This window comes from Ignavibacteria bacterium (genome assembly GCA_017302895.1).
Taxonomy (GTDB): domain Bacteria; phylum Bacteroidota; class Ignavibacteria; order Ignavibacteriales; family Ignavibacteriaceae; genus UTCHB3.
On the sequence record JAFLBV010000001.1, the window covers coordinates 1,657,547 to 1,684,157 of the forward strand.

General features: G+C 42.6%; 38 protein-coding genes. 12 read left to right on the forward strand and 26 right to left on the reverse strand.

Features of this window, described 5'->3' with window-relative positions; translation table 11 throughout:
* Positions 1-18 precede the first annotated feature (18 nt).
* The 25 genes from J0L60_06650 to J0L60_06770 all read right to left on the reverse strand — a co-directional run bounded on the left by J0L60_06650 (position 19) and on the right by J0L60_06770 (position 17,155).
* Positions 19-1,560 carry a hypothetical protein gene (locus J0L60_06650; protein ID MBN8545796.1) on the reverse strand — a complete coding sequence of 514 codons (1,542 nt, stop codon included), beginning with the start codon at positions 1,558-1,560 and terminating at the stop codon, positions 19-21.
* Positions 1,557-2,069 carry a hypothetical protein gene (locus tag J0L60_06655; GenBank protein MBN8545797.1) on the reverse strand — a complete coding sequence of 171 codons (513 nt, stop codon included), beginning with the start codon at positions 2,067-2,069 and terminating at the stop codon, positions 1,557-1,559. The genes J0L60_06650 and J0L60_06655 overlap by 4 nt, the downstream gene beginning before the upstream one ends.
* Positions 2,059-2,526 carry a hypothetical protein gene (locus J0L60_06660; GenBank protein ID MBN8545798.1) on the reverse strand — a complete coding sequence of 156 codons (468 nt, stop codon included), beginning with the start codon at positions 2,524-2,526 and terminating at the stop codon, positions 2,059-2,061. Before J0L60_06660 ends, J0L60_06655 begins: the two co-directional genes overlap by 11 nt.
* Entirely contained in the window at positions 2,507-3,898 is a 1,392-nt protein-coding gene (locus tag J0L60_06665) for a ParB N-terminal domain-containing protein (GenBank protein MBN8545799.1), read from the reverse strand. The genes J0L60_06660 and J0L60_06665 overlap by 20 nt, the downstream gene beginning before the upstream one ends.
* A complete protein-coding gene (locus J0L60_06670; protein ID MBN8545800.1) occupies positions 3,895-4,512 on the reverse strand; it encodes a hypothetical protein in 618 nt (205 codons plus the stop codon). The genes J0L60_06665 and J0L60_06670 overlap by 4 nt, the downstream gene beginning before the upstream one ends.
* Positions 4,513-4,758: 246 nt before the next feature.
* The gene (locus J0L60_06675; GenBank protein MBN8545801.1) at positions 4,759-5,019 is read right to left on the reverse strand and encodes a hypothetical protein; all 261 of its coding nucleotides are present in this window, start codon (positions 5,017-5,019) and stop codon (positions 4,759-4,761) included.
* A complete protein-coding gene (locus tag J0L60_06680; protein ID MBN8545802.1) occupies positions 5,016-5,288 on the reverse strand; it encodes a VRR-NUC domain-containing protein in 273 nt (90 codons plus the stop codon). Before J0L60_06680 ends, J0L60_06675 begins: the two co-directional genes overlap by 4 nt.
* A gap of 82 nt (positions 5,289-5,370) precedes the next feature.
* On the reverse strand, positions 5,371-5,874 hold the full coding sequence (locus tag J0L60_06685; GenBank protein ID MBN8545803.1) for a hypothetical protein: 504 nt from the start codon (positions 5,872-5,874) through the stop codon (positions 5,371-5,373).
* Complete coding sequence (locus J0L60_06690) at positions 5,846-6,784, reverse strand: DUF4373 domain-containing protein (protein ID MBN8545804.1); 939 nt, start codon at positions 6,782-6,784, stop codon at positions 5,846-5,848. Before J0L60_06690 ends, J0L60_06685 begins: the two co-directional genes overlap by 29 nt.
* 1 nt (position 6,785) lies before the next feature.
* Complete coding sequence (locus J0L60_06695) at positions 6,786-7,061, reverse strand: hypothetical protein (GenBank protein MBN8545805.1); 276 nt, start codon at positions 7,059-7,061, stop codon at positions 6,786-6,788.
* Positions 7,058-8,098, reverse strand: a complete 1,041-nt coding sequence (locus J0L60_06700) for a hypothetical protein (GenBank protein MBN8545806.1) — start codon at positions 8,096-8,098, stop codon at positions 7,058-7,060. The genes J0L60_06695 and J0L60_06700 overlap by 4 nt, the downstream gene beginning before the upstream one ends.
* Positions 8,095-8,325, reverse strand: coding sequence for a hypothetical protein (locus tag J0L60_06705; GenBank protein MBN8545807.1), 231 nt, complete (start codon positions 8,323-8,325; stop codon positions 8,095-8,097). The genes J0L60_06700 and J0L60_06705 overlap by 4 nt, the downstream gene beginning before the upstream one ends.
* Positions 8,322-8,618 carry a hypothetical protein gene (locus J0L60_06710; GenBank protein ID MBN8545808.1) on the reverse strand — a complete coding sequence of 99 codons (297 nt, stop codon included), beginning with the start codon at positions 8,616-8,618 and terminating at the stop codon, positions 8,322-8,324. Before J0L60_06710 ends, J0L60_06705 begins: the two co-directional genes overlap by 4 nt.
* Entirely contained in the window at positions 8,618-8,878 is a 261-nt protein-coding gene (locus J0L60_06715) for a hypothetical protein (protein ID MBN8545809.1), read from the reverse strand. Before J0L60_06715 ends, J0L60_06710 begins: the two co-directional genes overlap by 1 nt.
* 29 nt (positions 8,879-8,907) lie before the next feature.
* Complete coding sequence (locus J0L60_06720; protein ID MBN8545810.1) at positions 8,908-9,126, reverse strand: hypothetical protein; 219 nt, start codon at positions 9,124-9,126, stop codon at positions 8,908-8,910.
* A 9-nt stretch (positions 9,127-9,135) separates the two neighbouring features.
* Entirely contained in the window at positions 9,136-11,574 is a 2,439-nt protein-coding gene (locus J0L60_06725) for a hypothetical protein (protein ID MBN8545811.1), read from the reverse strand.
* 12 nt (positions 11,575-11,586) lie between these two features.
* Complete coding sequence (locus J0L60_06730) at positions 11,587-13,170, reverse strand: DEAD/DEAH box helicase (GenBank protein MBN8545812.1); 1,584 nt, start codon at positions 13,168-13,170, stop codon at positions 11,587-11,589.
* Positions 13,167-14,354, reverse strand: coding sequence for a metallophosphoesterase (locus tag J0L60_06735; GenBank protein ID MBN8545813.1), 1,188 nt, complete (start codon positions 14,352-14,354; stop codon positions 13,167-13,169). The genes J0L60_06730 and J0L60_06735 overlap by 4 nt, the downstream gene beginning before the upstream one ends.
* A complete protein-coding gene (locus J0L60_06740; GenBank protein MBN8545814.1) occupies positions 14,351-15,454 on the reverse strand; it encodes a hypothetical protein in 1,104 nt (367 codons plus the stop codon). Before J0L60_06740 ends, J0L60_06735 begins: the two co-directional genes overlap by 4 nt.
* A complete protein-coding gene (locus J0L60_06745; protein MBN8545815.1) occupies positions 15,451-15,591 on the reverse strand; it encodes a LapA family protein in 141 nt (46 codons plus the stop codon). Before J0L60_06745 ends, J0L60_06740 begins: the two co-directional genes overlap by 4 nt.
* On the reverse strand, positions 15,588-15,800 hold the full coding sequence (locus J0L60_06750) for a hypothetical protein (GenBank protein MBN8545816.1): 213 nt from the start codon (positions 15,798-15,800) through the stop codon (positions 15,588-15,590). The genes J0L60_06745 and J0L60_06750 overlap by 4 nt, the downstream gene beginning before the upstream one ends.
* Before the next feature lie 33 nt (positions 15,801-15,833).
* Positions 15,834-16,244: a hypothetical protein gene (locus J0L60_06755; GenBank protein MBN8545817.1), complete on the reverse strand. Its 411-nt coding sequence runs from the start codon at positions 16,242-16,244 to the stop codon at positions 15,834-15,836.
* Positions 16,180-16,587, reverse strand: a complete 408-nt coding sequence (locus tag J0L60_06760) for a helix-turn-helix domain-containing protein (protein ID MBN8545818.1) — start codon at positions 16,585-16,587, stop codon at positions 16,180-16,182. The genes J0L60_06755 and J0L60_06760 overlap by 65 nt, the downstream gene beginning before the upstream one ends.
* Positions 16,584-16,961 carry a hypothetical protein gene (locus tag J0L60_06765; GenBank protein MBN8545819.1) on the reverse strand — a complete coding sequence of 126 codons (378 nt, stop codon included), beginning with the start codon at positions 16,959-16,961 and terminating at the stop codon, positions 16,584-16,586. Before J0L60_06765 ends, J0L60_06760 begins: the two co-directional genes overlap by 4 nt.
* A 20-nt stretch (positions 16,962-16,981) precedes the next feature.
* Entirely contained in the window at positions 16,982-17,155 is a 174-nt protein-coding gene (locus tag J0L60_06770; protein ID MBN8545820.1) for a hypothetical protein, read from the reverse strand.
* Positions 17,156-17,217: 62 nt separating this feature from the next.
* On the opposite strand from J0L60_06770, the gene J0L60_06775 reads away from it, so the two are divergent.
* The 12 genes from J0L60_06775 to J0L60_06830 all read left to right on the forward strand — a co-directional run bounded on the left by J0L60_06775 (position 17,218) and on the right by J0L60_06830 (position 26,021).
* Positions 17,218-17,925 carry a helix-turn-helix transcriptional regulator gene (locus tag J0L60_06775; protein MBN8545821.1) on the forward strand — a complete coding sequence of 236 codons (708 nt, stop codon included), beginning with the start codon at positions 17,218-17,220 and terminating at the stop codon, positions 17,923-17,925.
* A 15-nt stretch (positions 17,926-17,940) separates the two neighbouring features.
* Entirely contained in the window at positions 17,941-18,483 is a 543-nt protein-coding gene (locus J0L60_06780; protein MBN8545822.1) for a hypothetical protein, read from the forward strand.
* Between the two features lie 14 nt (positions 18,484-18,497).
* Positions 18,498-19,040, forward strand: coding sequence for a hypothetical protein (locus tag J0L60_06785; GenBank protein ID MBN8545823.1), 543 nt, complete (start codon positions 18,498-18,500; stop codon positions 19,038-19,040).
* Positions 19,041-19,157: 117 nt separating this feature from the next.
* Complete coding sequence (locus tag J0L60_06790) at positions 19,158-19,445, forward strand: hypothetical protein (GenBank protein ID MBN8545824.1); 288 nt, start codon at positions 19,158-19,160, stop codon at positions 19,443-19,445.
* A 74-nt stretch (positions 19,446-19,519) separates the two neighbouring features.
* Positions 19,520-19,732, forward strand: coding sequence for a hypothetical protein (locus J0L60_06795; protein MBN8545825.1), 213 nt, complete (start codon positions 19,520-19,522; stop codon positions 19,730-19,732).
* Entirely contained in the window at positions 19,729-20,994 is a 1,266-nt protein-coding gene (locus tag J0L60_06800; GenBank protein ID MBN8545826.1) for a site-specific integrase, read from the forward strand. The genes J0L60_06795 and J0L60_06800 overlap by 4 nt, the downstream gene beginning before the upstream one ends.
* A 226-nt stretch (positions 20,995-21,220) precedes the next feature.
* A complete protein-coding gene (locus J0L60_06805; GenBank protein ID MBN8545827.1) occupies positions 21,221-22,885 on the forward strand; it encodes a hypothetical protein in 1,665 nt (554 codons plus the stop codon).
* Positions 22,886-23,120: 235 nt separating this feature from the next.
* Positions 23,121-23,777 (forward strand): hypothetical protein, encoded by a 657-nt coding sequence (locus J0L60_06810; protein ID MBN8545828.1) that lies wholly within the window; start codon positions 23,121-23,123, stop codon positions 23,775-23,777.
* 273 nt (positions 23,778-24,050) lie between these two features.
* Positions 24,051-24,470 carry a hypothetical protein gene (locus tag J0L60_06815; protein ID MBN8545829.1) on the forward strand — a complete coding sequence of 140 codons (420 nt, stop codon included), beginning with the start codon at positions 24,051-24,053 and terminating at the stop codon, positions 24,468-24,470.
* A gap of 104 nt (positions 24,471-24,574) precedes the next feature.
* A complete protein-coding gene (locus tag J0L60_06820) occupies positions 24,575-25,024 on the forward strand; it encodes a hypothetical protein (protein MBN8545830.1) in 450 nt (149 codons plus the stop codon).
* Between the two features lie 109 nt (positions 25,025-25,133).
* Positions 25,134-25,547: a hypothetical protein gene (locus J0L60_06825; GenBank protein ID MBN8545831.1), complete on the forward strand. Its 414-nt coding sequence runs from the start codon at positions 25,134-25,136 to the stop codon at positions 25,545-25,547.
* Positions 25,548-25,604: 57 nt separating this feature from the next.
* Complete coding sequence (locus J0L60_06830; protein MBN8545832.1) at positions 25,605-26,021, forward strand: hypothetical protein; 417 nt, start codon at positions 25,605-25,607, stop codon at positions 26,019-26,021.
* A 360-nt stretch (positions 26,022-26,381) separates the two neighbouring features.
* On the opposite strand, the gene J0L60_06835 is transcribed toward J0L60_06830, so the two are convergent.
* Positions 26,382-26,540, reverse strand: coding sequence for a hypothetical protein (locus tag J0L60_06835; GenBank protein MBN8545833.1), 159 nt, complete (start codon positions 26,538-26,540; stop codon positions 26,382-26,384).
* Positions 26,541-26,611: the final 71 nt, after the last annotated feature.

The following is a 26,611-nucleotide window of genomic DNA, read 5'->3' on the forward strand; positions in this document are numbered from 1 at the left end:
ATACCTAATACCTAATACCTAATACCTAATACCTAACACCGCTTTTGCCTCGCCGACTCCGCCCCTCTTCTTTCGTACCCAGTTCCAATAAACGAATGAGTCTCCCTTATTTGGTGACCGCCCTAATCGCTTTTTGATTGTCTCTTTAGATTCCACTACTATCACTTTGTTGTTCGTCTCAAACTTTGGTGCCGAGAGATCTGCTATCAACTCGGTATCGTTTGGCATTGCTATTTCTCCACTTCGAAGATCCTCACGACATTGCCACCACATCTGACTTCTCAAATTATTGAACTGCTCCGCTTTGTCCTTCAGCTTCACTGGTGCATTACCCGACTGAATATTAATCCCTTTGTAACGCAAACCATATTCCCGCAATGTATTCACCGTGCCGGCACCAACTCCAACTCCATCGACACCAACACGCTTTTCTGAAATCTCTTTTTCCTTCATCAGCAAATACACCTGGTGACCAAGCTGATTCGCATCCGGACACTGGAAATCTTCCACACTGATGCAAACATTTCCAATCCCCAAGGCAATTGAAGCCTTGTCACCTGTTTCACTGTTCGCAACATCCACGCCCATTGCATATTCTCCACCATCTTTTGTAACAATCTCAAGTTTTTCCGCGAACCTGTCCACCGCCTGCAGACACCACTCAATTCTGATCAATGCGTCTGAAGCTTGAGCAGGGGAGATACCTCTGGTTCTCGAGAGTGCCATAGGCGAACCCTCGCCGAACTTGTCGATAATCCCGTTTACACCTTCCTGACTTGTCGCACCCGGTATGTACAATGGATTCCCCAGAACAATGTTTGGGTGGTCGTATGCACTTATCCTGATATGCTCCACCTTTGGCAACATACAAAACCTGTGAAGTGAATCCAGTTGATGATCAGGGTTCCCAAATGCGAGAATCAGGTTATGAGGAGCCACACTTGTATTCTCAAAGGCGTTTATGATCGGTAACGGAACACCCGGAGTTTCTTCGAGTATGATCAACATATGCTCAGCATGGAACCCCTGTGCTTTAGTGTTCGATTCCTCGTTCGCCTTAACACCGGCAACAAATCCAACCGCCAGCCAGTCGTCCTGCCTCGGGTTCATTCTTAGCTTTAGTGAAGTATATTCTCCCTTTCCGAACTTCGGATATAACTTCGAGATCTCCTTCCATATGTGCAACATAAGCTGATCTTGCTTTGGTGCTGTTGTTACGACAATGCTGTTCTCAAAACACTCTAAAAACCAGAACACTACCAAAGCCCCGAAGTGGGTCTTTCCTGTACCTGTTGCAGATTCAACGCCTACCCATCGGTTATTCACAAGTGCATCAGCTACAGCCTTAAACGGGTTTGGAGTTCCGTCCCACTTGTGCCCCTCATATTCAGGAATCAAACTCCAGTCAATCGTTTCCCGCCTGATGCCCAGCCTCTCTTCAAAATAGGCAAGAGGATCCTTTTGGTATATTTCCCGCCGTGCATTATCCAACTGCCTTCGGGCTTCTTTTCTCTTTCTAAGTTCCAGCTCGGCAATTGCCATCAGTGTAAGTTTGCTCATTCATTCATAACTCGATATGCCCGAGGGTCCAACATAACGACCTGAATATCTACGCCTTTTGCCAATTCCTCTAACCCAAATTCGGTGAACCGGCTCATATCGATGTTCTTTGTGATCGTTTCGGATTTCTGTTTGTCGACATAGAGACCAAGAAGCTTATCCCGATCTTTAGCCGCTTCGAGGAAGAGCCAGTAATCAGGGGCTACATCATATTCCTTCTTTTCATCGTTCCACAAACCCTTTGCTTTAACGAGTAAAAGCTCACGATCCATCAAAGCCCTTTCAAGAGCTGCTTCGGTTTTCGCTGTCGTCATGTTGCGGATGTCTAATTTAGCCGCAGAGATATATCTTTGTGCTGTCCGTATAGACACTTTATATTTTGCTGAAACGAGCTCTGATAACTCCTTTTGGCGTTTGCCGTCCAAATACCTCGTGTTTTCAAGAATCAGGTTTACTACAGCATCGACCCGTGACCAGATTATTTTTTCAGGTATTCTTTCAGTTGCCATGTCCAAACTCCTCTGCAATCATGCAAGCAAACTGCCAGTTACGGCAAGTGAAATAGGATGGTCCTCTCTGCTTGGCAAGATTCTTTTGCCACTGGGGAATATCTGAATTACCTGAAGGAGAGATCCATTTTATCGGAATTTCTTCAGCATCTTTGATTGTCGTATGTACTCCATTTCGCTCAATTTCCAGAAGTTTCCCGGGGGCATACTTAAATGCGAGATGAAAATTATTCGACCACTTTGGTGGAGTAGCTACTCCACAGAGGTAGTAGTATTTTGCAGGAAATTCGTTTAGATCGAATGGATCGTAGATCGTTATATCAGATGCAACAATGGTGCTGTAATCACCTGTTAAGCACCTTCCACAGTGAACATTCAGGTTCACGCCTCTTACATATTTCAGCCAAAGGTATCTGAATTTGCCTGTTATTTCAAGTTCAAGAATTGTCGGTTGCATATCGCTCCCTTACTAATTTAATTAGTAAATCTACTAATTTTTGATGTTTGTTGTGTTTGAATCCATCAGGATATTCCATATTGAATTCCACTTCCAATGCCTCTCTGTAAGCTTCCTCTGGAAACTGTTTCGGACCCTTGGCAACGGCGTAATGCTGACTACTGCTCCCGGAATATTCCATGGTGTCGAAATAAGTTCCAACTAATATAAGGAAGGATTCCTTACTGTGGAACTTCTGCATAGTCCACACTTTTTGGCGGAATGTGGCTGAGAAATTGTTCTCGTCAAGGAACTCAATGATGCGCCCTTTCGAAGTGCTTTTTGTCAGTTTATACCGGCTGTCCGCAGATTCTTTACACCTGGTCGCCATGAAGAAAGTCCCGTCGGGATGCATTAAAGCATTGCAGGTGGTCATCACAAATCGCTCATAATCAAGGGAAGTTACGGAGTTGATCACACTGTCAAGTATCACCACATCAAACAAACCGAACTTTACCAGTGACTGATAAACGCTCTCAATATCAGCAACAACTTTTGAGATCAGGATTTCTGAATTGGTCTTTTTGAAGTAAGGTTCATAACCGACAATACGAAATCCTTTCCCTTGCAAGAACTTCACATACGCCATCTTACCGGCACCAAAGTCAACGGTCGTATGATGTTTTTTGAGATAGGGAAGTACATGAGTTTCGTACAAAGTAGAACGCAGAGCTTCTTTCTCGTCGTTCTTGACCCTACTCATTTGGCAATGATGTTGCACCCATGGTTTTATGTCGAGAGCATCATAGCAATAGTTGCCGTAATTCTCATTCAGCAACTTGCACAGATCCAGACCGTCACCGTGAACTTTGTAAACCAGCACCTTTTCTTTGAACCGGGCCATACCGAGGACATAATCCGAATTGAGAATTACCCTTCCTTCCTCATCACAGACGACAGAACCCCAGTTTCCGTATCTGATATAGAGATCGTTAATGCTTTTCACGATTGTTGAATTCAGGTTTTCGCCCACTTCATAATTGTCAAACTCCACAAAGCTGTAACCAAAAGGAAGCTGATCAGCATTAAGTATCTTCGCGTAGCTCTTGTTGGTCTCGATGGAGTTGTGAAACAAGTTGAATTTGATCTCGTCATGAAGGGAGATGTCACGCAACATGATCGCAGGGACCGTCTTCATTCCCAAAGCTTTCATGGCTTTAATTCGCTGGTGACCGGCAGTAAGAACGCCGTTCCCATTCAGGATTACAGGTTTAACCACTCCGTATCGTGAGATCGATTCCTTCAGCCGTTCGAAGCTCCCGGGCGCGATCTTTCGAGGGTTGTAGTCTGCAGGTCGGAGATCTTTGATTGGGTATTGCTCTATGAATTTCATTTGCCCTCGATCAGATATGTTACAAAACCTGAGTTCACACGGTGTTTCTCCACATACCGTTCGTAGGTGTCTATCAATCCGTTAAGCTCATCATCTGTCATATACACTTCATGCTCACCGAATCTCAGCTTCATTCTCTGCTGGATGCTTATATCGCTCGATTGTCCTTCGATTGCGATCGTCTCCTCAGTGACCGACAAGTTCAAATCCTGAAGGTGAAGCGAGCTGAATGCATCAGGTGCATTGAGCCTGACTTCTTCTATCAGTAATCGAGCTGCCTCTGTCCATTCGCCTTGAAGAGTCTCTGCGTTGCCCGCTATGTTTGCGGCTCGTTCCTTGTCTGGGTCCCAATCCACGATGCGAATTCTGAATTCACCGGCAGGAGTAACAACCTTGTCGCCATCTATCTGCAGGTCTCCGAATTCTTCTTTTAGAGCTCGCACTCTTTGATGTCCGCAGACCAGGTTTCCCGTTTTCGAATTAAACACAATCCCTGAAATATCCCCGAATTCTGACAGAGAATATTTCAGACCTTTGAAATTTTTATCCTTGATAAGCCTTGGGTTGTAATCAGCTTCTTTGAGCTCGCCCAAGTTATTTGGCATCTTTGCCATAAACAATCACCTCTACTGACTTTATTGACACATTGTGCCGGTTACTTAATTCTTCCTTTGCTTTTTTGCAAGAAAGCCCGGTTTCTCGCATTTGTCGGTACTCCACTTTGATTCGCTCTTTTCGCAAGATATGAGCAGGAATCACATTGTGTTTCTCCAAAACTTCTAATAAATCCAGAATTAATGCCGATTCCATGTCGAAATATTAACCTTTCAAAATGTATAAATCAACCTAATGTTTTTAGGTTACTTGCTTCCTTGGTACTTATCGACACTCAGAAATGCCCACAGTGCCGCACATGCGAGATCGAGATATTCGTCTGCGAGCTCCTGATCTGATGCCTTGGCATGAACCGCGAGCTTTATCTCTGTCATCTCTTCATCACAGATAGCAACACTTTCGTGCCGGCTAAAGTGTGGCTGGTCGCCGTGTCTTTCGTTCCTGCTTGCTATCCTGTTTTTCAGCTTTTTAAGTGCGGTGGTGACTTCATATTCACTAACCCTCATTGCAGGATTCCTAACTTTTCGAGTGCTTCATCAACGGTATAAACCACGATCTTTTTTCCTCTCCATCGTTCAAAAAACTCCTTCTGACTCTCTCTCAATTTGCCGTATGTCTTGGGGTTCTTTACCTCTACAAAAATGTTCTCACCTCTCCATGCTACCACCAGATCAGGACACCCGCCACCTACAGCAGAAAGATCCAAAACATCGGCTCCGACCTGTCTTAAGACCGTAACAATTTCCTTCTGATTTTTATCTGTTTTCTTCTTCAAATCTGCTCCTTGTTAACGACAACAATCGACAAAGAACGCTTTAGAGACACGATCAACAACCAAAGCATATGGTAACCTTACTTTACTCATGATCGTTGCTCACAATCGCTGTGACTTCATAAATCTTCGTTGGTTGTATCTCCTCAATACCGTATTTTTCAATGTCAGCCCGCTTTGCCCAAAGAATGCCGTTCTTTCCCCGGTGAACCATTCCGTAGTTTTTCCAAGTGTCTTTGCCTTGGGAAGTTATGACTTCGAGATCGTAATAGCTGTAGAGTTTAACTCTCTTCACCTGGTTACAAAACTTCGCAATTGCCGGTACAACCTGATTGAAAGTCTCCTCTTTTATGACCTTCAAAACCGCTTTCTTCAAATCAGCATCCGAGTAACCTTCGTCTTTGAGGATCGTTGAAAGCAATAGCAACCAGTCTTTGTTCACCACCGGAAATGCCACCTGAAGAGTCTTTGAAACTTCTGCAAATGTCCTTGCACTGAAAGTTTCTTTCCTCGGTACCAGCTCGTTTCCTGAGTTTACAATCATTCCCTGTGAAGTCTTCTCATTGCAATCCTGTTGCTCTGATAACATCGGCAATATCTGCATCTGTGAGATTTGATCTTTGATGTGTTCCATTTCGATTCTCTTTCATCATTGTTGCGATAGTTGTGAATTTTGTTGATAGAACTCCGGGACTCATGTTGTCGTAGATCCATTTGTCTTTGATGTTCATTGAGATTCTGCAAAAGTTTCTCATGTCCTGAAGTGCCTGCTCTGTGTTCGGGATAATTCCCATTGATTCTTTCATCTGCAGGTATTTCCTGTAAACATCGTTGATCTCTTTTGCCTCTTTTCCTTTGTAGCTGGTTAGTGCATAGGGGAATCCTCGAGATACTTCAAACTCTTCCTGAAATATCTTTAGCAGGGTAGTATTCCAGTCAGGTTTGGCATCATCTTTTTGTGGCGTCACTGTTCCCCCTTCTAAGGGGGTTAGGGGGTTATTATATATATTGCTTTTCTTTTCTTTACTTTCCTTTACTTTACTTTGTGTAGTTTCTCCTTGTGTTTCATCTTTGTTTTCCCCTGATTTCTCCCTGTGTTTCTCCTCCTGTTTCTCCCTCTGTTTTTCCAGGAAAAACCTCCTTTTTTTCTCCCGTTCTTCGGTTATTTTTCCTGCTCTTTTGATGATACCTGTACTGGTTATTCTCTTATTTTGCTCCTCTTCTTCCTTACTGAATAGATTCAACTCAAATGCGAAGTTTAGTATCTCCCTGAATCGTTTTTCTGTCACATTGCACCTTTTTGCAAGGATTATGTAGATATTTGGGAGTCTCAGACTAATGCTATAATCCGAACTTCGGTAGATTTTTTCGAGCAATTTGAAGTAAACTGCGTACCCGTCATTTCCATAGACAGCTTCAATAGCTTCCAGCTTAGGGTCTGCGCTTGCATCTACATCGTGCGAAAAATAATCTGCTCCTTCCTTGATTGGTCGTGCCATTTTATTTTTTCTCCTTTTGCGAGGAATTTTCTAAATATTTCAGAATTTTTTCAGAAACTTTGAAAAAATCTGTCAACATTTGTGTAGAGTAGTGCCACGGCATACCGTAACCGATGCGTAATTTTGGTTCTGAATCTTTGCCCAAAACCTTGAAATGTACGGTGATTTTTCCGTCGCTATGGATGGTGGCAAGTGCAACACTTTTGTCAGGCAGAACCCTTACAGTGTAAGGGTCGAACTGCCTTTCAAATTGAGATATAAGAGTGTCTGGTCTCATAAGTAAATCCCGCTTGGAATAATTTCAGAGTGCCTTTTGAGAATCACTCCTTCAACTCCTTCCTGTTCAAGAAATACAACATTCTCTAAGCTGTTCAGGACTTTCAGAGGTACTGGATCTTGTTGTTCGTTAAAAACGAAATAACCACCATTCAAGGCTTTCCAGACCTTCACTTTGCTTAACTGCTCTGGTTCTTCGTCACGAAGTTGAATATCCTCGGGGCTTTTTACTAAGAACTGACCTTTATCAAATGGATCAATAAAAGTTATCGTTTTATCCGCATCGATAAGCACTTCCAAGGGTAAACGATTACCCTCGTTATCAAGAAGGAAATAACTTCCATCTTTTTCACTTTTGTAAACAGGGATTTGATCTGTTCTTATCCGCTCCTTTTGTGCCTCAGCTTCCTTTCGGAGCTCTCTAACTTTCCGTTTGGCATCAGAGTGACTGTAAAATGTTCCAATGTGATCGGGCATTCTTCCATGCCCGTCATGTCTTAATACATCCCATACCATTGGGCTGTGAAACCCTTGTGGCCCTTTGATATAATAGTCACCTTGCTTTGTGAATTCCTCCTCACCGGCATTGTCCAAGAATATATCGTCTTCATCCTCAGAGTTGGTTTTTTCATCTTTCATCACAGTATCAAATCCAGCCTCCTTGGCGGCTTCTACAATCATATCGGTAACCTGCTCTACCGTATTATCAAAAGGAATCTCCAACTGGCTATGTTCCTTAATTTCTTCCGGTGTCATATCCCTTAAAAATGCTGGGAAGCGTCCAGTAGGTGAACTGATTGTTACGCAATTTTGAACTGGTTTGTGCCATTCAAATTCACCCTGATAAAGCGATACGATCTTTCCTTCTTGGATATATTTTGAATGTCGCTCGATTGTCTCTTTCAGGTCGCGAAGTCGTTTCTTGGCTTCCTCAATCTCACTGATTTCCTTCGAAGCCTGTGCTATTATTTTCGCGTAACGAATAATATCTTCATTTGTTAGTTCTTTTTCGTAATTGAAATAGTTGATTGTTTTCATCTTTCAACCTCCAATTTTTTATTGATGAATAGCGACAATCCATCAACCCAACTTTTTATTTTAATATTTGTTCTTTTTAATTGACCGTAAAAACCTGTTCTGAAAGATTGTAATTCCTTTTTTGTTTCAAAGGTTATTTTAATTGTTTTGTCATAACCTGACTCTTCGAGAATTTCAAGAATCTCTGCATACTTATTTTCCAATCTGTCTATTAATTCGATTTTCATTTTTGATCTCCTTTCATGTCCTCAAGTATCGCCATTCCGTAGTACAAAAAGTCTTGAATTGGTCCGGGATTCACCAGAGGTATCATAACATCTTCTAAATCTAAAACACATGGATATAATCCAAAAGCTTCTGTGAGTGTACACAGCTTTAATTCTATATCTTTGTAATTTCTAAAGAGAATAACTTTATTGTTTTGGGTCTTATTTTCCTCAGAGATTTCCATCCTAAAACCGCCTGAATTACGATACCGGTCGTTGTAAACCTTTAGCTTGCGTTTTATCTTGGGGTTCATCACTTTTTCTCCCTTCTAAACTTTTGTGCATCGGGACAGGTGGCAAAATGAGCAATATGTCTCTTGATGTCAAAGAGCTTTGAATTGTCGTAAGTGTCCGCATTAACCGGCATCAGCTTTCCGGATTTTGTCGGTACGAAAACAATTTCCTCTCCACATGATCTGCATTTTGTTTTTCTGCTTTCTTCACTTCCTAAGGTTTTTTCTACCCGGTGGCAAGCGGAACACTCAATGAGTGTCCCGTCGAATAATGATTTCATTTCACCACCGCAATCTTTACAGGTATATATCATGCTGCGCCTCCTTTAAGCTCTAAAATTGCGATATCTAAAGCGACTATCTTTGCTCTGTAATCAGTGAGGTTTTTGCTGTAATAAGCTTCCAACCGTACTTTTTCATCAGGGGAAGACTGCTTCTCTTCGAGATCCTTTATGAATCCTTCTGTACTGCATATCCAACCTGAGTAATGTGACTTGATTTCCTCAAGGTGTTCAATTATTGATTTCATTGTTATTCCTCAGTTATTGATTGTTTGTAAAAACCCGTCCTTTAGAACCACCTTCTGCCCGATCAGCTCTAAAAGTTCCGGCCTGTGCGTAATGATGAAGGTGTTGTGGACGCCGCTCATAGCGTGTGCTTTTTCCAGCATTCGCATGTAGCTGTAAGCATTCTCGATATCCAAGGCACCGTCTTTCTCATCAAGAAAGCTGGTCTCGATCCTGCGGCCTTGTTGTCTTACCACAAGCGAGATCGCCAGCTGGATTGCCGTCTCCAACCATACCTGTTGCCCGCCTGATTTGTCACTCAAGTTGCATACTCCATCTTCTTCTACCACATTGATCAGGAAGGTCTCTTTCAGTTTCTTCTTGTCCTTGGTCCAGCTAGTGGTCTCAAAAACGATCCTGAACTTATTCTCGAATAGCGAAAGCAGTTCGTTGGCCCGTGACGAGATCTCGATCCCCGAGTTCTCTAATTTCAGTACCGGTATTCCCGTTTTGTCGAATGCCTTCACCAGAAATGCGTACTCATTGATCTCAGTCTCCACAAGCACCTTCTCGGTCATCTTGGCGTTTATTTTGGCCTGTGTCGCCTTGGCCTGCTCGACCCTTAACTCAAGCTCTTGAAGTTTCGCCTGATGAGCTTTCAGTCTCGTGTTCAGAAGCTCGATCTCACCCGTGTGTTTCATGATCTCACCTGCTGTAAGCTCGAGTTTGAACCTGATTGAATTCACCTGCTGCTCAAGTGTCGGATCGATCTCGTCTTCCATTCTTTCGATCTCCTGCTTGATCTCGGCCGCCATCTCGGCCGCCGATCTTCTCTTCTCGTCTTCAATCGCCGCGTACCGCTCCCTGATCGTAGCGAGCTCCTTTCTGTAGGCTTCCTCCTCTTTCGCGAGAGCCTCGATCTCCATCTCATGCACCCTGATGTCACTCTCAGCCTTCTGAGCTTCCTGAAGAAGATTTTCCCAAGGATGTCTCTCAAGATCCGCAAGCTCCGTCTCGATCCTGCTCGCTTCCAGCCTCAGCTCCCTTTCATTTTCCCTGATTATCTGAGTGACCTGTTCAAATTGATCGATCTCCTTTTCGAGCTCAGCCTTTCGGGAAGTGTGGCTTCCAAGTGCTCTCCTGTCAGCTTCCAGAGTGGGGTAAAGTGATTCAAGCTCATTCTTGATGGCCGGTATTGCTTCTTTCATCAGATGCGCGTTCTTCAGGAATTGGCAGTTCGAGCCTGTGATTTCGTCACACGGTACTTCATCAATCAACCGGTACTCCATCTCCGCTTTTTCAAGGTCCTTCTTGAGCTTACCTTCGCGGAGTTCCGTCTCAAAGATATTCTTCTCCAGCGTGTTGATCTCCTCAAGGGGGAGAAGTCCAAGCAGCTTCTGTTTGTGTTCCATGCCGTTTCTCATCATCTGCGATTCCCGGTCGATGCTCTCCCTGATCCCCTTCAGCTTGGCTTCAAGTTCTTTCTTCTTGGCGATGTTCGCGTTGATGGTTTCGAGGTTCATCATCAGCTTTCTCGCCCTGGTGATCTTTGCCTCGATCACTTCAAGCTCCGTGTCACCGTGACTCCGAGACTTCGTGACTTCTGCGATCTCCTTCTCCATCTCGGTTTTCATTCTCTCGAGTTCTCTCTCCAGCCCTTTGTCGATCTCATGAAACTTGTCCCATTTTGCGAATATTTCCTTCTCGATCGTCTTGTAATTGGCAAATACGGCCTCTGTCCGGGCTAACTCAGTCTGCAACTCGTCTTTCCTGTTTTGCGACTTCCTAAGGTCATTCCCGCTCGTCAGAATCGCATCCTCGAGGTACTGAAGTGTCTCCCTTCCCCTGAGCACATCTGCCTCATTAACATCGAGTACCGATTCCATAAGTACCCTGATCTCTCCTTCGATCGAACTCAACTGCAACTGCTTCTCCTTCAACTTCTCTTTTGCCCTTTCGCAGTACACTTCGTAATGATTCAGGTTCAAAAGCTCGAAAAAGAGCGTCTTGATTTCGGCTGGTTTCAGCTGCGCGATACCCTTCGACTTCTGCCCTGAAAAAACTGAATTGAAGAACAGATCCCTGCTTCCCAGTAGATCCTCTATTGCTTTGTCGTATGTCGTCAGCTTCCCGTCATTCAGCGCTTTGCCCTGTTCAAAAAGGTAGGCCTCGCTTGCTCCTGTCAGCGCGTCGATCAGGATCTTGCTCTCGTACTGTTTTCCGTTGTACTCGAATTCAAGCACCCTGTACGAATCCTTCAGGTAAAATTGAGTTGTCAGACTTCCATCTCTCGATACCATACATCTGTATGGGTGCAGGTTCTCAATGATCGTTGTTTTGCCGGTGCCGTTTCTTCCTGAAATCGCAACCAGACCTGGTGCGAAATCCTTAAAATTTAGAGAGACTTCTTCTTGGCCAAGTCCCTTTCTGATTCCTATCGCTCCTCTGAGCTTCAAGCTGTGTATCTTCATTGTTGCTTCCTTTTAGTTTTGTTGTCTTAAGAGCCAGTTCAAACGCTTCTCCAATTCGGGAAGTGTCTCCAGCTCAATGTTCTTTCCGCCATTGTCGATCCACATTCTGTGGTATCTTGGGAAATCAGGTCTTTCAAGTCTCATTTCCCGGGCGTCTTTCAATGCGAGGTTTTTTGCTATCGAGTTAATCCGTTCCTTTAACCTTCTCTTTTGTTCGTATATGGTTTGTTCCGTCTGTTGTACCACACTCATTTTTGCACCTGACCCGATTTCTACCGAGGTCTGGTAAACCGTTGCTTGCAATGCTTCTGATGAAAGAGGAATGAATTTTCCTTGTCTGGCAGGTATGTAGTCACTGATTGGATTGCCGAATAGGTCTGTGTTGGCCGTTCTCTCTGCTTCGGCAAGGCTGTGTTCTCGTTCCTCTTGGATCTCCTTCGCCATCTTGGTAATGTCCGGATCCATGGGGATGTAAATGTATGCTTCCTGCTGACGGATTCCCTGAATCATCCTGACAAAGCGACCTACTGCCTGTCTAAAGAATAGCTCAGCTTTCACATTCGTAGCGTAAACTCCGACTCTCAATCGTGGAATATCCACGCCCTCTGAAATCATTTTTACACAGACAATCCAAGGTTCATAACTGTTTGTGAATCCTTCAATCCTTCTGGATCCGTCAGTGTCCTCACTGATCACAATTTCTGGGATTGTTCCGGTGACTGCGTGAACCACTTTCTGAATGTCCTTGGCATGTTTCTGATTAATGGCGAAGATTAAACCACCGGCATTCGGGTGTTCACCTTTGCGAATCTCCACCAGTTTGGCGTGTGCCTCGCTGATCACTTGCCTTAGCCACCCACCACCAGTCGCAAGCGCCGTTTTTAACCGTTTCGATACGAGATCCTTTTCTATTCTGTCAGTGAATGAGTGCTCGAATATTTCCATCCCAACTTTGTATTTCATCTTACCGTCATAAGCAGGGAAGTAAACCGGTCTGCAAACATTGTCCAACATCGCCTGTTCATAACTGTACTCGTAGTCAGCTTTGCTCACTTCATTCTCATAGGTGATAAAAGGGATCTTCGCGTCGTCACATCTGAAAGGTGTGCCGCTCATCTCGAGTCTGAATTTTGCATTCTCGAATCCGATTAACACTCCCTGTCCCCAGCTGAGTGAATCACCGGCATGATGCACTTCGTCAAAGATTGCCAAGGTGCTTACTCTTTCCGTGTTGTATTTGTGAACCTGCGGATCTTTTCCCAACTGAGCGTATGTGATAACCACCCCGTCATAGTCTGGGGCTTCTCGCATCGCATCGTTTTTGAAATAAGGATCGAGATCGATTCCGAAATTCAGAGCTGCATTCTGTGCCCACTGTTTTTTCAAGTGCTCTGTCGGAACCACGATTACAACCCTGTGAACATAGCCTGTTTCGAGTGATTCGCGGGCAAATGCAAGTGCAAGGTTCGTCTTTCCTCCACCAGGTGTAGCCACACAGAGGAAGTCCCTTTTACCGGCATTAATACGGACCTTAACCAGCTCCTTTGCCTTGGCCTGCCAAGTGCGAAGTTGAAAGGAATTAGATATGCTTCTCATGCCTCGATCTCCGCTACTTTCGGTTTCAAAGCTCCGTTGACTTTTACATCAACTATTGCCGCATACTCGAGGACTTCATCATAGAGACTTTTGCAGGTCATAATCTTCTCCGACCTCGACTCTCTCTCCATCGGAATGATTTCCCTTTCAATCCTCGTATCTTTGTTGAGTAAGTCGAACACGATCTGGATCTTCTCGGGTGTGATCAGCTTCAAGTCCTCTTCTCTGACTTTGTAGCAAAACCTGAAATCAACATTCTCATCTGACAGCGGGCAATTATCAATTATCCAGACGCCGTTTTCGAACTTCCCTTCGACTTTTATCATTGGTTTGGCTCCTTGTATCGGTACTCTCTCGATGTACATATCGTAGCAATCAGGATCGATTTCATTAAAATTGATAATATTGAATCCTTTTTGTTCTGTCTCTCCCCAGCTCTTGTTGTAAATTGAGCCTGAATACCTGATGTCTTCTGCGATGTTTTGGGCGAGGTGAATGTGTCCAAGTGCGTAGTAGTCAGCTTTGGCTTTTCGAAGTGTGGTGGGAGAGACTATTATATCTTGTCCGAGGAGTGACTGACCTGATGAAAGTCTCGAACCCATCACATTTCCATGAAATGCGAGCAGATGGGGAAGAGTCGGGAAGCTCGTCTTGAAGGTCCCGATTGCCTCGAAAATGTTTTCAAACTCCTCAAGAAATTCTGTGTTATTATTATCAATGCTTTGATCGCCGACCAATGCGGCTTTGGTTGGATATGGTACGAGCGAAATCAGATACTCAGGATGTTGGAAGTAGGGATTTAGTTCACCGTTTAGCATTGTCACCTGATCTTTACCGACTGCCAACACAGCCGGTCTTTCATACGCGTGAATGTTGGGTTCGATCTGGTGAAGAAGTGCAACGCTACCGGGCTCGTCATGGTGATTGTTCCCCTTCGTGATGAAGATATGCTCAACATACTTGCTCATTTTTCTTAAGTAATCGATCACAATCGGAACTCCGGAGTTTTCTGTGTAGCTCTGCTTCCTTTCCCAGATATCCCCGGCGTGGATTATCGCCGTTACATCATTCTTGGCAACATAACCGGTTATGAACTCAAGGCTTTTGATCAGCTTCTCTTGCTTAACGGGATCGCTGTCAGCGTGCCAGTCCGCAGTATGAAGGAATGTCAAATCGCGTCTCATAATACCGCCTCCTGTTCTGCTTTGAGTTTAAGCAGTCTTTCAACAAATGATATCTGCTGATTTAATGAGAGTGCCTCAATCGCATCTGGCGTGATGGGAACTCCCTTCGGTGAAACATAGCCGGTGCTTTCGACCAGTCCCATGATTCGTTCAGTCCTGTCGTCTGGGGTTAGATCTCTGTACATCTCGGCTACATCCCTTGGGTCTGCACTGAATAAGGTCTCCGAAACATCTTCGGTGTGAGAAGTCTCAGCCTCTATTTCTTCATACTCTTCATCACTCAGAGAGACATCAACTACCTTCACTTCTTTTGCCTCGGGTATCGCTTGCTCAATCTGTTTACCCTCATAGATCGGATTACCGAGCCCTAATTTTGCCCTCACATATTCGGACCTTACTAAAGCTCTCTCGGCTTCGGGAAGCATCTCGAGAAGACCGGCTTTATCTTCCGTTACGCATGCCACTATGATCGGTTTGGATTGAAGTTCATGGATAGTGTAGCTGGCTTTCAGTTTCGCAACGAGACTCATAATCAGTCTTTGCATTGCGTTTGATTCTGCCAATGCCTCTGCGTGTTTTCTTCTCTGGTTTACAGCCGCCATATTCGGTTGCCCGTTCTTCTGGAAACGGTCACAATCTCTGATGAAATCGTATTTCCCTGTTGCAACTGCTTCCTTGATGGTCCCGTCTATGCTCTGGATCTTTCCCTTAAGCTGGTGTGAGATAAACAAAACTCTGCCATCCTGATCAACTTTTCTTTCCAGAATTCGACTGTCAATGACATTGCCCCCAGCTGAAAGAAATATCTCTTTTAGTTTTGTCAGATGAAGAGCGAAGGTACCCGAATCGGTCTTATAAATATCCTGATTTCCGAAAGCTGATTCCATTTTTGTATCTACCGTGATCACAGTCAGACTCAACTTCTTGCTCCTGTCTGCACTGAAATTTGCCGTTTCAGGAATTAAGCAGATCGTCCGATCCTTAAGCTCCTGATAAATGGTGTTTAGCTTATTCGCATCGCCAATAAGTTCTTGCGATACTCTCACTAAACTGAGATTGCTACGCCCGTGTTGAACCGGCTGAGTTACAGCGTTACTCATTTTGTTGCTCCTTTTGTTAGGTTGTTTATTTCTTCTTTAAGCATTGCTATTTTCGATGTGTAATCATCTCTGTTGCGTGCTATGCTAAAAGCACACGCCAGCCACCCGAGTATGAAGCCTATCACCAATCCTGTCATTGGCTACTCCATTTCAGGTTGTGATTTTCTTCCATCAGCTTCACATTTGCTTGTTTATAATACCTGTTCCACTCTTGCAGATTTTTCACTCGCTTTTGAAGCTCTTCATTCTGTTCGATTAATCTCCTGATCAGCTTCATCAGCTCCTCGGGTTCTTCAAACTTCGGCTTGGCACCTACTATTTCACTCATTAATTCGTCATAAGTCATTGTTGTATCCTTTCGAGTATAAGCTTGTCTTGCTCAATTGTCAGCTTGAATTCGTTGCCGATTCCAAACCCTGCATCTGCCAGTTTTTGCCCGGACAACCTTATGTATGGTGCTTCCTTCTTTTTTCGGCTTATGTAACTCACTCTTCTTCTCATGTTTTCTTCTGTTCCTGTCGACCCGCAATTTTTTTTTCAGAAGCTTCATCTCTTCACGGAATTGTCGAACTGTGGTTATCCACTCGATATCAACCCATTCGGTTCTGGTTTCGCCCCACTGCATTTTGTATTCAATTTTGGCTGTGTGTTTCTTTACATCCACTTCGAGTAGCCGTGCTATAAAAGCCTCACCGGTGAACTCAAATCGCCCGTTAGGACGAATATCAAAGTAGATTACCTCTCGACCTTTTAGGCTTCTTAGGGTCGATACCTGCTTTTGCGTATGCATTTGCTATTACCTCTTGCATTGTTTTTTGATGATTGTTGGTTGGTTGGGTCAGGACATATTCGGTTTCCCGTTTTTTCATTTCCTGAAAAGTCCTGATGTCTGCGATGCGGATTCTGTACCTGGTGTGTCCGTTGCTCTTGTAGGTTCTCGCTTTAAGCTCTCCACTTTTGATCAATTCCAAAACGGTAGTGTTTCCGACTTTCATCAACTGTGAAGCTTTGTTTACGCTAACTTCCTGAATACTGTTATCCAAGGACTCTTTGGCGACTGATTGAAGAAGTTTCTTCACCTCCTGAAGCTCTTGCCAAAGCATCGAAAAGGTTATCACTGCAGGTGTTCTCATCCCTTCAATCTCACTTTCAAATAGGATAGCTTTTCAAGCATTGAGTCAATTGAACCGGTCAGGGTCTTCCTTTCTCCAATGGTGAGATAACCGTCTTCCAAAGATTTAACACACTCCTCAATCAGCTTTGATGACTCTGTGTTTATGTAAGCCGCAAGACCAGTAATAGACATTGTTTCGAGTCCATCGATCTTTACGCCTCTATCCTCAATTGCCTTCCTGATTTTCCAGTAGTCCTCAACATCGATGCGTTTCCCGTGATCGAGTAGTGCATGAAGTCTTTGTCGGTCCCACCCGATCTCAAGAGCTATTTCAGATTTTTTTAATTCATTCTCTTCAATAGCCTTTTTCAGGCTTAAGATTGCTTCGTTCATTTTTTACCGCTTGTAATTGCTTAGTTTACAACGATAGTATAATTTTGAACTGCTAAAGAGATAATCTCTTTTATGGAAACGCCCTGCTTCGCGGCGAGTATCCTCGCTTTTTGATGTGTCTCCGGGTCTACCCAGAGTATCTTAAAGGACTTCTCAGGCTTGCTTGTTTGCTGCGTTTTTGTTATTTTTGACATTGTCTTTAAGTTCTCCATAATTTTTAATAACTCTATCGTTAATATAGTCATCTAAAATAACATTGTCAAGTAAAAATGACATTATTGTCAGAAATATTTTAAATATGTCAGAAAATCTTGGAATTCGTATTAAAAACTGTAGAGAAAACATTCGACTAAGTCAAGACGGTTTGGCGAAAATATTCGATGTATCTCGTACGACTGTGACTAACTGGGAGAGTGGAGTGAATCTGCCGGATATTAAAAAATTAACAGTCATGGCGGAATTATTTAGAGTCTCTTTGGATTGGCTGGCTCGAGGTGAAGAGTCAACTTATAAACCACCTCTGAGTAATTTATCTGAACTTGTAGGAAATGTAAAAATTGTAAATGCAAAATTCTTCCCAAAGCTTTACCGGGTAACAGCTGGGAATTATTCCAATAATGTCTATGATGAAAATATTATTGATATGGTCTATTTTGACTACCCAAAGAACAATTGTTTTGTAGTCGAAGTTGAAGGGGATAGCATGCAATGTGATGATCCTGATAAGTCTATAAATCCGGGAGATAACTTATTAATCGATCCTTCAGAAACCCCTATGCAAGGCGATCTTATTATTATTAAAACATCAGAACAGCGACAGATGGTGAAGCAATATTTTTACAAAAATGATTTGGTGGAACTTCACAGTTACAATCCAAAACATCCAATTATTTATATTGAGGCAAACCAGATAGAATACATGTTCAGGGTGGTTTATCATCAGCCAAAAGGGCGAAAAAAATAATATTATTAGGGCGAAATGAAAATTTTGAAATTTCTAACAGATCTTATAAATGGTAAATATCCTCAAAAGAAAAAGGTGAAATTTAAGCCTATTCCAAAGAATTCTCCTGTTACCGTTCCTAAACCTGTAACAGTCGATATTCCTCATCATCTGCAGGGAGCAAAACCTATCTTGTCTATTGAAGTTGAAATGTCACTGGATCCGGAAGAAGGAAGCATACTCGATAAACCTGACTACAAAGAGTTAATCGAAAACAATAAACGCTTAAGAGAGTTACATCGTATCCAGTATGAGCGGAATAAGAACGGAATGGAAGCAGAGAAAAACGGGGATTTGGAAACAGCTATTCGATACTTTGAAGAAAATGTTGCGGACAATTTTGATGGCAGTTTCCCTTACGATTCTTTAATCAAAATATATCGAGATAGGAATGACATTAATAACGCCATTAGAGTCGTCAAAAAGGCAATTGATATGTATTCAAATTTACCGCCGGCTCGTCATTTTGATAACGTAAAATTAGCTCGTTATCAAGCGATTTATGAAAAGTTGAACTAAGCAAGGAGGACAAAGTGAGGTTAGTCGCAGCTACTCTTTTTTTTATAATCGTTTTCTTTACTGATGTGATTCCTCAGATAGAAATGTGCAACTCAAAATGGGGTGACTCACCTGCAACGGTTAAGAAAAAGGAAAAGTTTAAACTCACTTCTCTTTCCGATGGGTCGCTAAATGGTAAGTATTTTTTCCTACTTGAGGAATATAAGGCAACCTATAATTTTTGTTTTGACAAAGAACAAAAATTTAATGAGTTCTGGATAACTGTACAACTTTCCAAGTCGGATGCTAATGACTATTTCAGAGTGTTCGAAAAGTTAACATCGATCATAGATGCGATATCTTTTAAGCGTGAATGGTGCAAACTACTTTGGAAAAACAATTCTGTGGAAGAATTATATTCAGACATGCCTGAGTTTTATGGTACCGCATTAGTGTTCGGAATGTGTTCAAAAGTCTGTAATTGGACTAATGCCCATAGCAATCTATCGATGTTGTTAACAGATGATAATTTAGCGGCTAAACTAATTATCAAAGTATCTCCGATTAATTTAAAGTAAAATTGCATAAGTTTAATAATTTCAAGTAACGGACAAATCAACAAAAACGGGAGGTACTTATGAAAACATTCATAATTTTTATCCTATTTAGCTTTATCGCCTTTTCCCAAACTGTCTATGTCACAAAATCAGGGGGGAAATATCATACACAAGAGTGGCAGGTATGCTAAGAATGCGACGGCAGTTGATTTAAAGGATGTTGGATCACGCACTGCCTGTTCAATCTGTGATGCGAGTAAACTTGTCAAAAACTCTGAGACCGGTTCAACTGTAACACCTAAAGACAAAACGGCACCAAAGGAAAAAACAGGTGGTGGGCAATGCCAAGCAACAACTAAAAAGGGAAAGCAATGTAAGAGAAATGCAAAAGCCGGATCTAATTATTGCTGGCAACATGGTGGTTAAAACCAAATAAAAAACCCCCGCTCGGACGGCCAAATCTCAACGGGGGCTAAACTATAACTATAAGGAATACAACAATGATGAATCCTAAAGAACTCAGAATTCAGCGTGAAAAAATACGCACAATGATTGACATTGCCAAAAAACTTGGTGGCGTCGTGGAAGTAGATGGTGATATTATTTCCGTTGAGGAACTTCTCGAGATGCTGAATGATCTCGATGAGCAAATAGCGATCGAAAGCTCGAAACTCGACAATCTCGAATTCTTGCCCAATAGAAAACGCAAATGAAAATACGAGGACTCTACATACAAAAACGGAGTCCTTTCTACTGGTTGCGATATTATGATAAACTGGAGCCCGACCCGAAGAAAAAATCCAAGTCGATCTGCACTAAAATTGAAATATCAAGTGCAGATCTTCGAAGGATCGAGGAAGCTGCTCTTCAAAATACCCGTCCAGTACTTAAAGGAACTCCCGAAGTACGAGCTTTTGCGGATGCTTTTCGTAAAGGTCTCCATGAAATCTGGGTACAGAACCGGTTAAAGATGAAACTGCAATACCAGCTGCTTTTATCAGATGCATATAAGGAGTTTGTTACCGAGCGTTCCATCCCCGGGAAAAAAGATCAACTGCGTGAACGATCAATAATCAATTATGGTATTGCGATTGAACATCTGATTGCAGCTTGCGGAGATAGGGAAGTTCATACCTACTCTCAAGAAGATTTTCATAAGTTACTACACTATTTTCAGGATTATAAATTCAAGGGGATTAAGGAGAAGGACGGAACTGTCTCAGTTAAGTTGCTCAGTCAGACGACTCGAAGTATATATGTCAGAACTCTAAAATCTCTGTGGGCGCACTTTCTCAAAAAAGGACTTGCAAGGGAGCAGATTTTTGAAAATCTAAGAGTTGAAGATGCGGATCCTGAGCCGATCCCCTTGGACGACATGTGGCGTATTTTGAGTCAGCTAAAGAATAATTCAAATTATCCAAATGCTTATGCAATCATCAGGTTCTTATTTCTTACCGGTTGCAGGGTGTCCAGTGCAATGGTCCAGCTTAAGGAGAACATCGATTTCAATGAGAAAGTGATCAAGATTCAGAATGTCAAAAGTGGAAGAAGGAAGGGGAGAGAGATTTACTTGTTCCCACTTTATGGGGAGCTCGAATTTCTACTTAGAGAAGAGATGGGCGTCAATCCGGGAGATACTGGAAGGTTGTTCGGTCACTTCAAGATTAACGAACTGGATTACACATCACCGCTTGGATTTTGGGATCGGCTAATGAATACATTAGCAAAGCATGGACACATCAAGAAAAAATATACACTCAAACAAATCAGGTCAACTGCGGCGTCCTACTTCATTAATAATTTAAGGTTCGATATCTACCGGGTAAAAAAACTTCTTGATCATTCAGATGTTAAAGTGACTGAGAGGAACTACATTCGTTATGATGTCGAACTGGTTAGACAAGTCTTAGATGAGGAAATGAAGATGAGCAAACTTCTTCGAAATTCTCTCGAAGATGGTATAACAGAAGTATAACAGACGGCAATTAAAACGAGCGTAAATAGTGGGTAAAAATTCCAAAAAAATGCGATTTTGGGCTATAATGAGGCTTTTTCTTACTCTTAATCATCAGGTCGCGGGTTCGAGTCCCGCAAGGTGCACCAGGAAAGCTCTCAATGTTATTGGGGGCTTTTTTTGTTAGGTTGATACCTGACCGGATCGTTGTAATTTATTCAATTCGTTTTGCATACAGGAGAGAGAAATGCAAGAGAATGAAATGTCAACAGAATTGAACTCACTTCAGGAAAAGTTTGACCGGCTTCTGAAAAGGAACGAAGAAATGTTGGAGGAGCACCGGAAGGAACTTTTAATCCACAGGAAGCATGAAACCCTTTTGAAAGAGTTGGGAGGACTCACAAAAATAGGACTGTGGGAGGTTGACACCAACACCCGCGAGGTTTTTTGGACCGATGAGGTGAGGATGATTCATGAGGTTGACATGTCTTATAAACCCGGGCTGGAAACGGCATTACACTTTTATGTTCCGGAATCGAGAGCGATAGTGGAGGAGGCTCTTGCACGGTCGGCAAAGACAGGCGAAATATTCGATTTGGAACTGGAACTGATCTCAGCGAAGGGAGTCAGAAAACAGGTAAGGGTTATTGGGAGAACTGACATTGATGCGGGGATGATCTACGGTACAATTCAGGATATTACTGAACAAAAACTTATTCAGGACACCCAGCTTTTTTTAATCAACAGCAGATACCTCGGAAAAAGGGAGACATTTTTCGAATCGCTTGCCCGGTTCCTTTCTGAAAGTTTGAGTATGGAGTTCGTATGTATTGACAGACTCATCGGCGGGAATCTTGCAGCAAGAACTCTGGCGATGTATTACAATGGAAAGTTTGACGACAATATCGAATATACCCTTAAAGAGACACTGTGCGGGGAAGTCGTTGGCAAAAACATCTGTTTTTATCCAAAGGGAGTCCGGCATCTTTTCCCTTACGATCAGGCTCTGCAGGATATGTCTGCAGAGAGTTATGTGGGAACCACACTTTGGAGTTCTGACGGCAAACCGATTGGATTGATCGCTGTGATAGGTGAAAGACCTCTGGAAGATCATCACCTGGCGGAAACAATTCTAAATCTTGTTTCTACACGCGCAGCGGGAGAACTCGAAAGAAGTGAAGTGGAATATCAGTTGAAACTGAGGCAGGAGGAGCTGGAGAAACAAATAACTCTGAAAGACAAGTTTTTCTCGATCATAGCCCATGATCTGAGAAATCCTTTTCATGCGTTTTTGAATCTTACCGAGATAATGGCTTATGAAGGGGAGGAGCTTAAGGTTTCGGAGATGCTACGATTGAGCAGGGATTTGAACAACAGTGCAAAAAACCTGTTCAACCTTCTCAACAATCTTTTGGAGTGGTCGAAACTTCAACAAGGGATTCTGACTTTCAACTCTGAAAAAATTCAGCTTAATGAGTTAATTCTGCAGCATGTTGAATTGGAAAATGGGCAGGCGAGCCAAAAAGAGATTACTATAACCACTGATCTGGCTGACGATGTTGTGGTCGATGGTGACAGGAACATGTTAAATTCAGTAGTTCTCAACCTGCTCTCCAATGCCATCAAGTTCAGTAATAAAGGGGGCACAATCCTGATTAAATCCGGTTTGAGGGATGATAACTTTGTCGAAGTGATGGTCCAGGATCAGGGAATCGGAATTCCGGAGGCTATTTTGAACAATCTTTTCAAGATTGAAGAAAAAACCGGAAGATTGGGTACTGCCGGAGAAAAAAGCAGTGGCCTGGGTCTCCTTCTCTGTAAAGAGTTTGTCGAAAAACATGGCGGCAGGTTATGGATCGAAAGCACAATCGGACAGGGGAGCAGATTCTTTTTTACGATGAAGAAAGGTTAGGTATGAGGTATGAGTTATGAGTTATGAGTTATGAGTTATGAGTTATGAGTTATTACTTTGAAGGCTGAAAAATCAATAGCCTGTGGTTTCAACGACGGGAGGGAAGGCTGAAAAATCAATTGCCTGGTGGTTTCAACGACGGGAGGGAAAATTCCATATCACATTGTTTGGTGTAAAGATTTTGTATATTGTTTGTTGAATAAAACAAAAACAGTTCACAAAAAAAGGAACAGACATGAAAAAGATATATACACTTCTTTTCATATTAGCTTTAGTGCCGTTAACATTTGGTCAGATAGTGCCAAAATTTGGATTGGGAATTAATGGCGGAGTAGCAATACCTTCCGGTGATATGGGCGACATCTACAAAACGGGTGTTGGCGGGAGTGTCACATTTGTATTACCACTACCAATTCCTGTGGAACTTTCCGCTTCGATTGGTTACTACTCATTCAAATTTAACAACGATTATTTTGCAACCCAGTTGAAAACCTACACAGGCTCAACGCCCGTTGTTGATGTTGATGCTCCGTTGAATCTGATTCCATTGACGGTAAATGCGAGATATTACATGACCCCAATCGGCATCCGTCCATATGGTGAAGTGAATGTCGGTATCGGCATCGCTTCTTTGAAAAATGTTTTCCTCCAGGGTTCCGGAAACTCGATGTCAATAAAGACCGAAGACAAATCAGAAACCAAACAGTACCTCGCTGCAGGTGTTGGTGTTCTTATCGGTGTAGGAATTGTAGCCGATATCGATGTTAATATCCGCTATGCACTTCTCGGACAGGAATTCAGCCAGATGACCACAACGGGTAACACGGTTTCCTATTCCTCTTCATCAGGTTCATACCTCGGAATAAATGCAGGCCTCAGACTTAAATTATAACTTTTTTTGAGGGATGCAGAATGTTGTAAATCTGCGTCCCTCTAAATTTTCTCTCCCTGTGGTTGAAACCAACAGGCTATTGTTCTCAGCCCTCAGCCTTCGTTATTCAACCCTCGCTATTCAGCCTTCGCAATTCATCCTTCGCTATTCAGCCTTCGTTATTCAGCCATCTTCAAAAATTGAAACAAAATCTAATTTGTTTTGTTTAAGATAATCAAAGGTTTTTATCTTTGGAATTTAGATTTTTAATATTCAATTTAATCGAGGTATAATATGCGCACAAAAACTTTTCTACTTTTCGTTTTCCTTTTAACCGGAATGGCTTTCTCTCAGCAGGGAGGAACCGGGAGAATAACTTTTGACGATGTCAAATGGTTATTAACAAGTTCATCTGAAAAATCGATGTGGGCCGATCTAGCCAGATGGGGTTACGAGAGAATTACTGCGACTGATTTTAAGAAAGGTTCTGAAATATTTAAAATAATACCTGAAGCAGATGGAACGGGTTACTACTACTCTGAAGGTAATGCATCTAGCTCCCGGCGCGAGGAGATGAGAGCTCAGGCCATCAAAGCCGGGCTTAAAGAAACTGTAAATAATGATGACGGCCGACTCATAATCCTGGAAGGGAACGGCTTCTCAGTTTCGATCAGGCGGGGGCCGGGTATAATCATCAGAAAATTGAAGAAATAACAGGCTTTTCCCATTGAAAATATTTTATTTGGTTTGTTTGTAATACCGGCAGCTACATGCTTTTGCAGGCTCTCACTTGAATTTTCATTTAATCGAGGTATAATATGAGTACAAAAACACTTCTTCTTTTCTTCTTATTTATGGGTTCGTATCTGTTTGCTCAACCCGCCCAACCACTTTACTGGTCTGAGATCAAAAAAGTAATGTCATCCTCCACTGACATCAACGAACTTGTCGAGAAGGTCAAATCTCTGAATAAAGGTTTTGAGGTTACCGGAGCGATCAGTGATAAAGGGACGAAATTCTCCAATGGCAGATTCCAATTCACGCTCTCATCCAGCGACGCACTGGTGATCTACGACGAGACTATCGACAAATACGGAATCATCAGGAAGCCGGACCTTCTCACTGAAGTTAAAGTCGAAGGTCTCAAGGAAGATTTGGGGAGCCGACCATCAGAAATTTCGATGAGCAAGTGGCCTTGGACATTTTTGCAAAAAGAGGGTAAGCAGAAGGGCAAAAGCAATGTAAGAATTATATATAACAAGAAGTAAAAGCGGCTTTCCTTTAGGAATGCATTTCGGAATATTGAGGGAATTGGCGCGATCTAATCACCCGGCTACCCGACACAAACTTATTCATCAAATTTAATCGAGGTATAATATGCGTACAAAAACACTTCTATTGTTTATTTTTCTTTTAACCGGAATGGCTTTCTCTCAGCAGGGGGGTGGTAAGGAGAGGATCGATTTCTCGATGATCACCGTAATTCTGAGATTGCAACATATCGAGAGTATTAAAACCTATTTGGAAGAATCAGGCTACAAAAATATGGATGGAGTGAACTTCCAGAATAAGAATCACAAATTTGTAATCACATCTGTAACCGACAAAGGCCCATTTACTTACTCCGAGTCAATCGATGACAAGGCGAGATATGATGAATTGCTTAAAGACGCCCTTGAGTATGGATTGGTGGTCAAAACCAAAAATTCCAGGGGCGAGTACGAATTAAAGGGAAGAGGCTTCCAGGTAAGTATTTCCAAGGGATATTTCGTGATGGAAAAACTTAAGTAGCGGTTCATTGTTCCAATTGAAATATTAATGATCACCTAAATTTAATCGAGGTACAAAATGCGTACAAAAACACTTCTTCTTTTTGTTTTTCTTTTAACCGGAATGGCTTTTTCACAGGATGGAGGGACCGGATACATTTCTTTTGAAAATATCACCCTTTTGCTCACACAGAATAATTACAAAATGAGAGCAACTCTGAAAGAGTGGGGTTATGAAAGCAAAACAGGTAAAGAATGGAAGAAAGGTGAGGAGTTGTTTCAACTTTTACCGGAGGCAGATGGTAAAGCATACTATTACACTGAAACGCGCCCATCGACAGAACGGCGTGCGGAGATAATAACCCAATGCAAAAACGCCGGACTTAAAGTTGAAAGAGAGGTTGGAAACTCTTATATCTTATTAAAAGGTTCCGGTTATGTTGTTGATATATCTACAAACGCGGGCATAAAAATAAAAAAACTTAGGCAGAAGTAGGTAATTTTCCCCTTATATTTTGGTATGAAAATACCGGCAATTTCCTTTGCTCTTGAGCTTTTGGTGACATAAAAGCTATGATCTATGAACTATGAGCTATTCTCAGTCTTGAATTTCGGAAAAGGAGCGACAATCGTCCTCGATTGTCCTGCCGACAGCTTTTGGGAAATTTTCTCTCCCTGTGGTTAAAACCACAGGCTATCGTTTTCAGCCCTCATCTGCGTAAATCTGCCTCATCTGCGTGCATCTGCGTCCCCTACCCATATGTCGCCACAAGGGCTCTTTTTGGTTTGGTAATCTGATTTCTACCCACATGTCGCCACAAGGGCTCTATGCGTAAATCCGTTTAATCTGCGTCCCCTACCCATATGTCGCCACAAGGGCTCTTTTTGGTTTGGTAATCTGATTTCTACCCACATGTCGCCACAAGGGCTCTTTTTGGTTTGGTAATCTGATTTCTACCCACATGTCGCCACAAGGGCTCTCTTTGCGATCTTTGCGTTCTCTGCGGTTTGACAAAAATCCTTCCGTGAAATTCGTGTTAAGTCCGTGAAATCCGTGGAACCATTAACACAATCTGCGAAAATCTG

Coding starts and splice junctions, on each gene's coding strand:
- J0L60_06705 (MBN8545807.1), bottom strand. CDS start 8,325: ATGAAAATCGAATTAATAGACAGATTGGAAAATAAGTATGCAGAGATT.
- J0L60_06820 (MBN8545830.1), top strand. CDS start 24,575: ATGAGTACAAAAACACTTCTTCTTTTCTTCTTATTTATGGGTTCGTAT.
- J0L60_06745 (MBN8545815.1), bottom strand. CDS start 15,591: ATGACAGGATTGGTGATAGGCTTCATACTCGGGTGGCTGGCGTGTGCT.
- J0L60_06730 (MBN8545812.1), bottom strand. CDS start 13,170: ATGAGAAGCATATCTAATTCCTTTCAACTTCGCACTTGGCAGGCCAAG.
- J0L60_06795 (MBN8545825.1), top strand. CDS start 19,520: ATGATGAATCCTAAAGAACTCAGAATTCAGCGTGAAAAAATACGCACA.
- J0L60_06675 (MBN8545801.1), bottom strand. CDS start 5,019: ATGAGGGTTAGTGAATATGAAGTCACCACCGCACTTAAAAAGCTGAAA.
- J0L60_06725 (MBN8545811.1), bottom strand. CDS start 11,574: ATGAAGATACACAGCTTGAAGCTCAGAGGAGCGATAGGAATCAGAAAG.
- J0L60_06710 (MBN8545808.1), bottom strand. CDS start 8,618: ATGAACCCCAAGATAAAACGCAAGCTAAAGGTTTACAACGACCGGTAT.
- J0L60_06780 (MBN8545822.1), top strand. CDS start 17,941: ATGAAAATTTTGAAATTTCTAACAGATCTTATAAATGGTAAATATCCT.
- J0L60_06800 (MBN8545826.1), top strand. CDS start 19,729: ATGAAAATACGAGGACTCTACATACAAAAACGGAGTCCTTTCTACTGG.
- J0L60_06735 (MBN8545813.1), bottom strand. CDS start 14,354: ATGAGACGCGATTTGACATTCCTTCATACTGCGGACTGGCACGCTGAC.
- J0L60_06715 (MBN8545809.1), bottom strand. CDS start 8,878: ATGAAATCATTATTCGACGGGACACTCATTGAGTGTTCCGCTTGCCAC.
- J0L60_06740 (MBN8545814.1), bottom strand. CDS start 15,454: ATGAGTAACGCTGTAACTCAGCCGGTTCAACACGGGCGTAGCAATCTC.
- J0L60_06670 (MBN8545800.1), bottom strand. CDS start 4,512: ATGGCAAAGATGCCAAATAACTTGGGCGAGCTCAAAGAAGCTGATTAC.
- J0L60_06720 (MBN8545810.1), bottom strand. CDS start 9,126: ATGAAATCAATAATTGAACACCTTGAGGAAATCAAGTCACATTACTCA.
- J0L60_06810 (MBN8545828.1), top strand. CDS start 23,121: ATGAAAAAGATATATACACTTCTTTTCATATTAGCTTTAGTGCCGTTA.
- J0L60_06765 (MBN8545819.1), bottom strand. CDS start 16,961: ATGAACGAAGCAATCTTAAGCCTGAAAAAGGCTATTGAAGAGAATGAA.
- J0L60_06695 (MBN8545805.1), bottom strand. CDS start 7,061: ATGAGACCAGACACTCTTATATCTCAATTTGAAAGGCAGTTCGACCCT.
- J0L60_06790 (MBN8545824.1), top strand. CDS start 19,158: ATGTCACAAAATCAGGGGGGAAATATCATACACAAGAGTGGCAGGTAT.
- J0L60_06825 (MBN8545831.1), top strand. CDS start 25,134: ATGCGTACAAAAACACTTCTATTGTTTATTTTTCTTTTAACCGGAATG.
- J0L60_06805 (MBN8545827.1), top strand. CDS start 21,221: ATGCAAGAGAATGAAATGTCAACAGAATTGAACTCACTTCAGGAAAAG.
- J0L60_06760 (MBN8545818.1), bottom strand. CDS start 16,587: ATGAGAACACCTGCAGTGATAACCTTTTCGATGCTTTGGCAAGAGCTT.
- J0L60_06655 (MBN8545797.1), bottom strand. CDS start 2,069: ATGGCAACTGAAAGAATACCTGAAAAAATAATCTGGTCACGGGTCGAT.
- J0L60_06830 (MBN8545832.1), top strand. CDS start 25,605: ATGCGTACAAAAACACTTCTTCTTTTTGTTTTTCTTTTAACCGGAATG.
- J0L60_06685 (MBN8545803.1), bottom strand. CDS start 5,874: ATGTTATCAGAGCAACAGGATTGCAATGAGAAGACTTCACAGGGAATG.
- J0L60_06750 (MBN8545816.1), bottom strand. CDS start 15,800: ATGACTTATGACGAATTAATGAGTGAAATAGTAGGTGCCAAGCCGAAG.
- J0L60_06815 (MBN8545829.1), top strand. CDS start 24,051: ATGCGCACAAAAACTTTTCTACTTTTCGTTTTCCTTTTAACCGGAATG.
- J0L60_06755 (MBN8545817.1), bottom strand. CDS start 16,244: ATGCATACGCAAAAGCAGGTATCGACCCTAAGAAGCCTAAAAGGTCGA.
- J0L60_06660 (MBN8545798.1), bottom strand. CDS start 2,526: ATGCAACCGACAATTCTTGAACTTGAAATAACAGGCAAATTCAGATAC.
- J0L60_06650 (MBN8545796.1), bottom strand. CDS start 1,560: ATGAGCAAACTTACACTGATGGCAATTGCCGAGCTGGAACTTAGAAAG.
- J0L60_06665 (MBN8545799.1), bottom strand. CDS start 3,898: ATGAAATTCATAGAGCAATACCCAATCAAAGATCTCCGACCTGCAGAC.
- J0L60_06690 (MBN8545804.1), bottom strand. CDS start 6,784: ATGGCACGACCAATCAAGGAAGGAGCAGATTATTTTTCGCACGATGTA.
- J0L60_06700 (MBN8545806.1), bottom strand. CDS start 8,098: ATGAAAACAATCAACTATTTCAATTACGAAAAAGAACTAACAAATGAA.
- J0L60_06770 (MBN8545820.1), bottom strand. CDS start 17,155: ATGTCAAAAATAACAAAAACGCAGCAAACAAGCAAGCCTGAGAAGTCC.